Here is an 8,499-nt window from a genome sequence, read left to right as displayed (position 1 = left end):
GTTCGACTTCAACGACCCCAGCCAGAGCGGCCGCTCGGCATCCCGACCCTGCCCATACGTCGCCAGCAGAGCCTGCGCCTCGATCGGATCCCCCAACCGCGTCCCAGTCCCATGCGCCTCCACCACATCCACGTCCGATGAAGTGAGCCCCCCACTCGCCAACGCCGCCCGGATCACCCGCTGCTGCGACGGACCATTCGGCGCCGTCAACCCATTACTCGCCCCGTCCTGATTGACCGCACTCCCCCGCACCACCGCCAACACCCGATGACCCGACCGCCGAGCATCCGACAACCGCTCCACCACCAGAACACCCACACCCTCGGCCCACCCCGTCCCCTCCGCGTCCGCAGAGAACGCCCGGCACCGCCCGTCCGCCGACAACCCCCGCTGCCGGCTGAACTCCAGGAACTCTCCTGGGGCGGACATCACCGACACGGCCCCGACCAGCGCCTTCTCGCACTCGCCCGAGCGCAGCGACTGCACCGCCAGGTGCAGGGCGACCAGGGACGACGAGCACGCCGTGTCCAGCGTCATCGCCGGCCCCTCCAGACCGAGGGTGTAGGCGATGCGGCCGGAGAGGAAACTCGCGATGTTGCCGGTGAGGAGATAGCCCTCGTATCCCTGCGGCGCCTCGTGGAGCGCCAGATAGTCCTGGTTGGTGAAGCCGGCGAAGACGCCGGTGCGGGTCTCGCGCAGAGAGTGCGGGTCGATGCCGGCCCGTTCCACGGCCTCCCAGCAGGTCTCCAGCAGGAGCCGCTGCTGCGGATCCATCGCCTGGGCCTCTCGCGGGGAGATCCCGAAGAACCCGGCGTCGAACTCCGCCGCGTCGTAAAGGAAGCCGCCCTCGCGGACGTAGATCTTGCCGGGTTTCTCGGGGTCGGGGTCGTAGAGCCGCTCGACGTCCCAGCCGCGGTCGGCGGGGAACTCCGAGATCGCGTCCGTGCCGTCGGCGACAAGCCGCCACAGGTCCTCGGGTGAACGCACCCCGCCCGGATAGCGGCACGCCATGCCGACGATCGCGATGGGCTCGCCGCTCTCCAACGCCTTGATACGACGGCGGAGCTGTTCGTTCTCCTTCACCGAATTGCGCAGTGCGGCGACGATCTCTTCGGTCGATGCAGCCACTTGTCCGGCCCCTTCGCAATTGCGTGGACGCTACTTCTGGCGGGACGCGATCCTGACGAGTTCTTCGATGTCCATGGCGTCGACCTCTGCCGCGAGGTCTTCGTCGTCCTGCGGGTCACTCTCGCGTTCCCCACTCCGGTCTGCGGGCTTCGCGGTCGCCTGTGACGCGGCCAGTTCGCGCAGTTGGTCGAGCAGACCTACTTCGCGGAGCAGGCCCAGCGGGATGACGCTGATCAGCTCCTCGACGTAGGTCTCGTCCTCGCTGGGATCCGCCGTGTGCGGGTGGCCGTTTCCGGCGACCACCGTCTCTCCCGGCAGGAGTTGCCCGCGCAGGTGTTCCGCGAGCTTGGCTGGGGTCGGGAAGTCGAAGACCAGCGTGGCCGGCAGGGCGAGTCCGGTGGCGGACTTGAGGCGGTTGCGCAGTTCCACGGCGGTCAACGAGTCGAAGCCGATCTCCTTGAGCGCGCGCTCCGCCTGAATGCCCGCGCCGGAGGTGTGCCCGAGGACGGCCGCCACCTCCGAGGTGACCAGGTGCAGGATCCGCTTGCGCTGCTGGGCGGGCGGAAGGCCGGCGAGGGTGGCGGCCAGTTCGGGCGGCTGCTCCGTCGTGGCCCGGGCCGTGCTGTCGTCACCAGGCTCCCGCGCCTCGGGCAGGTCGCCGAGGAAGGCGCTGGCCCGGCGCAGGGTGAAAGCGGGCAGGAAGAGCTTCCAGTCCATGGCGGCGACGGTGAGCGTGGCGCGGCGCTCGGTGACGGCCTGTGCCACGGCGGCGACGGCGAGGTCCGGGTCCATCGTGAGGACGCCGCTGCGGTCGAGCCGGCGACGTTTGTCGTCGGCGAGCATGCCACCGCTGCCCCAGGATCCCCAGGCGATGGAGGTGGCGGGCCGGCCGTGGGCCCGCCGCCGGTGGGCGAGCGCGTCGAGGTAACTGTTGCCGGCAGCGTACGACCCCTGTTCGCCGCTGCCCCACACTCCGGCGACGGAGGAGAACAGCACGAACGCCTCCAGGAAGGTGTCGTCGACGAGTTCGTCGAGGTTCCGGGCGCCGATCACCTTGGTGGCGAGCGCGCCCGCGAACTCGCCGGGATCCGTGGCGGCGAGTGGGACGTAGTCGACGGCGCCCGCAGTGTGGACGACTCCGCGCAGCGGCCCGTGGGTCTCCGCCTCGCGGATCAGCGCGGCGACCTGCTCCCGGTCGGTCACGTCGCAGGCGACGATCGTCACCGCTGTGCCCAACGCCTCCAGCTCGGCCTTGAGTTCACTCGCTCCTGGCGCTTCCGCTCCCCTGCGGCTGGCCAGCACCAGGTGGTCGGCGCCCTCCGAGGCCGCCCACCGCGCCGTACGGGCGCCGAGCGAGCCGGTGCCGCCGGTGATCAGCACGGTCCCGGTCGGCCGCCAGGCCGGCGTGGCGGTGTCGTACCGTTCGGCGCGGGTGAGGCGGCGGCCGAGGAGACCGGAGTGCCGTACGGCGATCTGGTCCTCGCCCGTCACGCCGGTGAGGACGGACAGCAGCCGTTCGACGGCCTGCGCGGACGGCGCCTCGGGCAGATCGACCAGGCCGCCCCAGCGCTGCGGGTACTCCAGGGCGGCGACGCGGCCGAGCCCCCAGACCAGCGCGCCCGCCGGGACGCCGTCCTGCCCGTCATCGGCCGCCACGGCGAGACGTGTGACGCACCAGAGCGGTGCGTCGGCGGCGATGTCGCCGAGGGCCTGGACCAGGCCCAGGGTTGCCGCAACTCCCCTGGTGAGGGCGGCGTGTTCGGGGTTCTGGTCGGTGTCGAGGGAGAGCAGGGAGACGATGCCCGCGACAGGTGTGGCGGTGGCCGTGCGTAGCTGGTCGGCCAGGTGGGCACGGTCGAGGGATTCGGGCGTCAGGACCAGGTGACGGACGTCAGCCCCGCGCTCGACGAGGCCTTCCACGACGGCCGTCACCCAGGCATCGTCCTGGTCCGCACCGCTGCACACCATCCACGTGCCCGACATGTCGGCCTTGGCGGCGGAAGGCACCGGCTTCCAGGTGGTCCGGTACCGCCACCCGTCGAGCCGGTCCTGGTCCTGCCGTCGCCGTCGCCACGACGCAAGGGCTGGCAGCACCGCCCCGAGCGGCTCCGCGAGGCTGTCGTCCGCGATGGACGCGACCAGCGTCTCGATGTCGCCGCCTTCCACAGCCCGCCAGAAGTCGTCGTCGGCCGGACCGCCCGCGGTCACGGGGGCGTCGTCCCCCACGGGGCGGGTCGTCAGCCAGTAGCGCTCGCGCTGGAAGGCGTAGGTCGGCAGGGCGACCGGTCGCACGGGACAGTTCCCGAGCACCGCGTCCCATTCGACGTGGGCGCCACGCACGTACAACTCCGCCGCGGAGTGCAGTACGCGCCGCATCCCGCCGTCGCCCCGGCGCAGGGTGCCGATGCCGATCGCTTCGATGTCCGCGTCCTCGGCGGTCTCCTGAAGGCTCGTGGTCAACACGGGGTGTGGGCTGGATTCGACGAACAGCCGAAAGCCGTCGGCGAGGAGGGCGCGGACGGTGTCCTCGAAGAGAACGGTCTGCCGGAGGTTGGTGTACCAGTAACCCGCGTCCAGCGTCGTGGTGTCGATCAGGCCGCCGGTCACCGTGGAGTAGAAGGGGACGGCAGACGTCCGCGGTTCGATCGGCGCCAGCAGCCGGGCCAACTCGGCCTCGATCTCCTCCACATGAACCGAGTGCGAGGCATAGTCCACCGGGATACGACGCACTCGCACGCCCTCACCGGAGAGATTGAACAGCATCGCCTCCAGGCTGTCCTCGTCCCCGGAGACCACCGTCGAGGCCGGTCCGTTGACCGCGGCCACGGAGAGCCCTTCACCCCACTCGGCGAGTCGTGCACCGACCTCGTCCGCCGGCAGCGCGACCGAGGCCATGCCCCCGCGCCCGGACAGGGCGAGGATGGCCTGGCTGCGCAGAGCCACCACCCGCGCCGCATCCTGCAACGACAACGCACCCGCCACACACGCAGCCGCGATCTCCCCCTGCGAATGCCCCACCACCGCCGCCGGCACCACACCCAACGACGCCCACACCGCAGCCAACGACACCATCACCGCGAACAACACCGGCTGCACCACATCCACCCGGTCGAAAACCGGCGCGCTTTCGCCACCTCGTACGACGTCGAACAGCGACCAGCCCGTCAGCGGGTCCAACGCCGCCGCACACTCCGCGAAACGAGACGCGAACACCGGCGACGACTCCAACAAACCCACCGCCATCCCCACCCACTGACCACCCTGACCAGGAAAGACGAACACCGGCCGACGCGACATCGTGGCGTCCGCGGTGCCCTGGACGACGTCCGGGTGGGACTCACCACGGGCGACCGCGGCCGTGCCGCCCACCAGCCGTGCACCGTCGGCGCCAAGAATCACGGCACGGCACTCGAAGGTCGTACGGGAATCCAGCAGCGCACGCGCGACGGCCTGGGCAGATGCGTTACCGGCAGCACCGGCGTCCAGCAGCCGCTGCGCCTGATCCTGCAGCCCGGTCTCGGTCCGTGCGGAGAGCAGCCACGGCACGAGGGCTGCCGGGCTCTCCGTCACGTCAAGAGCGGGGAGCGGCCCGTCCGGTGCCTCGGCGACGCTCTGCATGGGCGCCTCGATGATCACGTGGGCGTTGGTGCCGCTGATCCCGAACGACGACACCGCCGCCCTTCGGGGTCCGCCGCTCATGGGCTCGGGCCAGGGCCGCTCCTCGGTCAGCAGCCGTACCGTTCCGGACGACCAGTCGACCTGCGAGGTCGGCTCGTCGGCGTGCAAGGTCCTGGGCAGCACCGCGTCGCGCAGCGCCATCACCGTCTTGATGACCCCGCCAACTCCGGCGGCAGCCTGCGTGTGCCCGATGTTGGACTTCAACGAGCCCAGCCAGAGCGGCCGTTCGCCGTCCCGGTCCTGGCCGTACGTGGCGAGCAGCGCCTGCGCCTCGATCGGGTCGCCCAGCTTCGTCCCCGTGCCATGCCCCTCCACCAGGTCCACGTCCTGTGGCCGTAGTCCGGCGGCGGACAGGGCGCGGCGGATGACACGCTGCTGGGAGGGTCCGTTCGGCGCGGTCAGGCCGTTGGAAGCGCCGTCCTGGTTCACGGCGCTGCCACGCACCACCGCCAGCACCGTGTGTCCGTTACGCCGGGCGTCGGAGAGCCGCTCGACAAGGAGGACACCGACGCCCTCACCCCAGCCGGTACCGTCCGCCTCGGCGGAGAACGCCTTGCACCGGCCGTCGGGCGACAGCCCGCGCTGGCGGCTGAACTCGACGAATGTACCGGGCGTCGACATCACGGTGGCGCCGCCGGCCAGCGCCATGTCGCACTCCCCCGAGCGCAGCGCCTGCGCCGCGAGATGCAGGGCGACCAGCGACGACGAGCAGGCCGTGTCCACAGTCACCGCCGGCCCTTCCAGGCCCAGGGTGTAGGCGATGCGCCCGGACATCACGCTGCCGGTGTTGCCGGTGAGCAGCACACCTTCGAGCTGTTCGGGCATCCGCTCCAGGGGAGGTGCGTAATCGTGGTACATGATCCCGGTGAAGACACCGACACTCGTGCCGCGCAGGGTGGCAGGGTTGATCCCGGCGGTCTCGACGGCCTCCCAGGACGTTTCGAGGAGCAGCCGCTGTTGCGGGTCCATCGCCAGGGCCTCGCGGGGCGAGATCCCGAAGAAGGCGGCGTCGAACTCGGCCGCGTCGTGCAGGAAACCGCCCTGGCGGGTGTAGGTCGTGCCCTGACGGTCGGGGTCGGGGTCGTAGAGCCGCTCGATGTCCCAGCCCCGGTCGACGGGGAAGGTGGAGATGGCGTCAGCCCCGGTGAGCACGAGCTGCCACAGCTCCTCGGGGGACATGACGCCGCCGGGGTACCGGCAGGCCATGCCGACGATCGCGATCGGCTCCTCGCCATCCACGTGCGCGACTGTCGGCGTCTCGCCGGCGCCCGGGGCGCCGAGCGCCTCGGCCTCCAGGAACGCGGCGAGGGCGGTGGGGGTCGGGTAGTCGAAGAGGAGCGTCGCGGGCAGTCGCAGCCCGGTCGCCGCGTTCAGACCGTTGCGCAGTTCCACGGCGGCCAGGGAGTCGAAGCCGATGTCCTTGAACGGCCTGGCCGGATCGATCGAGTACGACGTGGAGTGGCCGAGTACAAGCGCCGTCTGTTCGCCGATGAGTTGCATCAGCACTGGCGCGCGCTCCTCGGTGGTGAGCCCGGCGATACGGTCGTGCAGGGCCCCTCCCCGGTTCGCGCCAGCCGCCGCGGAACGCCGGACCGCCGGACGCACCAGGCCGCGCAGCAGTGCCGGCACGCCCTCCGAACCGGCGTGCCCCCGTGCCGACTTGGCGTCAAGCCGCAGCGGAACGAGCAGGGCGTCGTCGCGGGTCAGTGCCGCGTCGAAGAGAGCGAGCCCTTCGTCCTCGGCAAGGCTCGCCACACCCGCGCGGGCCATGCGTGCGAGGTCGGCGGTGTCCAGACGCTCCGCCATGCCCCCGCTCTGGTCCCACAGCCCCCAGGCGAGGGCGTGCGCGGGCAGGCCCAGGCCACGGCGGTGGGCGGCGAGCGCGTCGAGAAACGTGTTGGCGGCGGCATAGTTGGCCTGGCCTGCGGCACCCACGAGTCCGGAGACGGAGGAGAACAGCACGAACGCAGCGAGGTCGAGGGCGCGCGTCACCTCGTGCAGATGCCAGGCTGCGTCGAGCTTGGGTCGCAGCACTCGGTCGAGCCGCTCCGGGGTGAGGGCGGCCAGGACACCGTCGTCCAGGATTCCGGCGGTGTGGACGACGGCCGTGAGCGGTCGGTCGGCCGGGACGGCCGCGAGCAGCGCGGCGGCCTGGGCCCGGTCCGCCACGTCACTCGCCTCGATCCGCACCTCGGCGCCGAGCTCGGTGAGCTCGTCCACCAACTCCCGGGCCCCCTCGGCAGCGGCACCCCGCCGGCTTGTGAGGAGCAGGGAGCGCACTCCGTGCCGGGCAACGAGATGCCGGGCGAGCAGACTGCCGATCCTGCCGAAGGCCCCGGTGAGCAGGACCGTGCCGGCGGGGTCGAAGCGCGGCTCGGTGGCGGTTCCGGCGATGGGGAGGCGCGCCAGTCTCGGGACGAGCGCGGTGCCGCCCCGCAGGGCGAGCTGGGGTTCACCGGTTGCGGCGGCCTCTAGGACACCGGCAGTACCGACCCAGGGGTCGTCGGTGTCGACGAGGACGAAGCGACCGGGGTTCTCGGTCTGCGCGGTGCGCAGCAGACCCCACACCGGAGCCGCGGCAAGCCGGAGGGGACCGGCGGCGACCTCGGGGCCTGTCGCAATGGCTCGACGGGTGACCACGATCAGCCGAGTTGTAGCGAACCGCTCGTCCGCGAGCCAGTCCTGCACGAGTCCCAGAGTCCGCGCAACCTGCACGTGCGCATGGTCGAGCAGTGAGATGCCGACGCTGTCAGCCACCGTACCCAAGTCGGTGATGACGGCATCCGGAACGACGGCCCGGCCCGCGTCGAGAGCGCGACGGAGGGAGTCGAGGTCGTCATAGCGATCGAGGCTGTCGTAGCGGTCCAGTTCCCCTGCGACCGGCGCCGGCCCGATGCGCACAGCGGAGGGAGTGGCACTGGCGGACAGGGGAAACTCGACCCAGTCCACGCTGTACAAGTTGTCTTCGAACGCCGCCTGCGAACTGTGCAGTTGGTCAGCATCCATCTGACGCCATGCCAGTGATGCGACAGAGGCGACCTCTTGGCCCGAGGTGTTGAAGGCAGTGAGGGCCGTGGTGTCGGCACCATCACGGGCGATCCGGACCCGCAGGGTTGTAGCGCCCCACGTGTGGACCTGTACCCCGCTCCACGAGAAGGGCAGCCGTCCGGTTATGTCGTCACCCAGTAATCCGGTCACGGCGACGGCGTGCAATGCCGCGTCCAGCAGAGCGGGGTGAACAGCGAACTCCTTGGTTTTCTCACCGTCTTCGGGCGCCAGCGAAACCTCTGCGAAAACGTCGTCGCCGTGCCGCCAGAGGGCGTGCAGCCCCTGAAAGGCCGGCCCGTAGGCATACCCGCCCCCGGCGAGACGCTCGTAGGTGTCCACCACGTCCAGGTCCACGGGCTCGGCACCGACGGGGGGCCACTGCGCCAGGCTCTCCACCGCCTCCGCTTCCGACGCGGCGAGCACACCGCTCGCATGCCGCACCCACCGCGCCTCACTGTCACCGTCGACCGTCTCCGCCCGCGAGTGCACGACGATTTCGCGTCGGCCGGAGTCGTCGGGGTTGCCGACGGCCACCTGGAGCTGGACGGCACCTTGTTCGGGAAGGATCAACGGGGTCTGGAGGGTGAGTTCCTCGACCGTGGGGGTGCCGAGCTGGTCACCCGCCCAGACCGCCAGCTCCAGGAA

Annotated in this window: 2 protein-coding genes; both read right to left on the bottom strand. The window is 71.1% G+C overall.

Annotated features, from left to right (window positions below; genetic code table 11):
- Window positions 1-1,128 (bottom strand): beta-ketoacyl synthase N-terminal-like domain-containing protein (locus ACZ7OY_RS44435; RefSeq protein WP_472251194.1); only part of this gene is annotated, 1,128 nt, incomplete at its 3' end.
- 30 nt (window positions 1,129-1,158) lie between these two features.
- On the bottom strand, window positions 1,159-8,499 hold a 7,341-nt coding region (locus ACZ7OY_RS44430; protein WP_472251193.1), incomplete at its 5' end, for a type I polyketide synthase.

The sequence above is a fragment of the Streptomyces sp. NPDC107559 genome (genome assembly GCF_055657365.1).
This window is presented reverse-complemented; position numbering and strand designations above follow the sequence as displayed.